1 protein-coding gene is annotated in these 1,414 nt (G+C 46.0%); it reads right to left on the bottom strand.

Going from position 1 to position 1,414, the window contains the following annotated elements:
• Positions 1–1,414 (bottom strand): ABC transporter permease (locus AB4653_RS24305; RefSeq protein ID WP_372105518.1); only part of this gene is annotated, 1,414 nt, incomplete at both ends.

Genomic DNA, 1,414 nt, shown 5'->3' on the forward strand with positions numbered 1-1,414 from the left:
CCTTGGCAGAGACGTTCTGGCTGTTGATTGTGAATGAAAGATCATCGCCAATTTTCAAACCAAGTTGCTCTGCGACATCGGATTCCACAGATACGCCCTGCTCTTGTGTCCAGCTGCCTTCTAATACTTCATTGTACTCAGGCAGGCTATCTCCCCAAGTGAAGTTGATCTCGCGACTTAGTGCATCTGTTTCTTCTGAGGTCTCGCTGTATTTCGCCGCCTCAACGCCGTTAATGGTTGTGAGCCTTCCTCGTATAATTGGAAACGCTTGAGTACGCTCTACTTCGTTTGCATCAATCGTCTCGAGATAACTGTCTTTCTCATAGCTCGCAATATTCAGCGCAAACGCATTAGGTGCGTTCTCGGGCAAAGTTTGCTGCCAATCTGACAACAAGTCACTTCTCACTAGCCATATGATCGATAACAGCATCAAAGACAGCGCTAAAGAACCAAATTGAATCCCTGTTGCTAATGGTGTGCGATTAATTCGGCTCAATGCCAAACGCATAGATGTCGACGTCGGCAGCTTACCGACCAAACGCAGAACAAGCGTGCTCACAATCGCAAGCACTAAGAACAGGCAAGCGATACCCGCTAGAACTATCCATACCAACAGGTTATCGCCGTACATCAGCATCATTGGAATAATAGGCACCAGCAACAACAGGTATTTCTTGTAGCTTTCATTAGACTGGTGACTTGATTGAATCACGCTGATTGCCGAAGTGCTTACCAAGCCAATTAACGGAATACCAAGAGCAGGCACACCAATGAGAATGCTTGATAAAATCGCCAAAATGACAGGTTCAATACCATAGCTAGGAAGTGGTGTTGGTAATAAGTCGCCCAGAGGTATACGAAGCAAAAATTCTAAGCCGATACCGATGGTAATTCCCAGTACTGCACCAATAACCACCAACAGAGACACCTGTACGGACAACCATTTAACGATCCACTGCTTGCTCGCACCTAAACTCTTAAGCATCGCAATGGTTTTACGACGACTCGCAACATAATGTTGGCAAGTGAGTACCAAAGTGGTCGCAGCCATGATCACAACGATAGCAACCGTTAGCGATAAGTATTGAGTCGTACTTTCGAACATCTCGTTGGTACGACTGGCTGAGTCTTGTGTACGCCAGCGATCACTTGGTGTCAGTTCGATACTGTCTTGTGCTGCTTTGAGTTTCGATTCATCACCATTTAAAAACAATCTAAAGCTAACGCGGCTACCTGGTTGGATTGCGCCTGTCGCTTCAACATCGTTATTGTGAATCAGAACTGCAGGCATTTGTTGGAAAGGGTTAAAACTCAAGCCCGGTTCTTGCGCGATACGCCCTGTGATTGTTAAATCGGCATCGCCTATCGTGACATTGTCACCTATCTCAACTTCTAGCTGAGCAAATATACGCTC

It is taken from the genome of Vibrio sp. 10N.222.48.A3, assembly GCF_041475345.1.
GTDB classification, from domain to species: Bacteria; Pseudomonadota; Gammaproteobacteria; order Enterobacterales; family Vibrionaceae; genus Vibrio; species Vibrio tasmaniensis_A.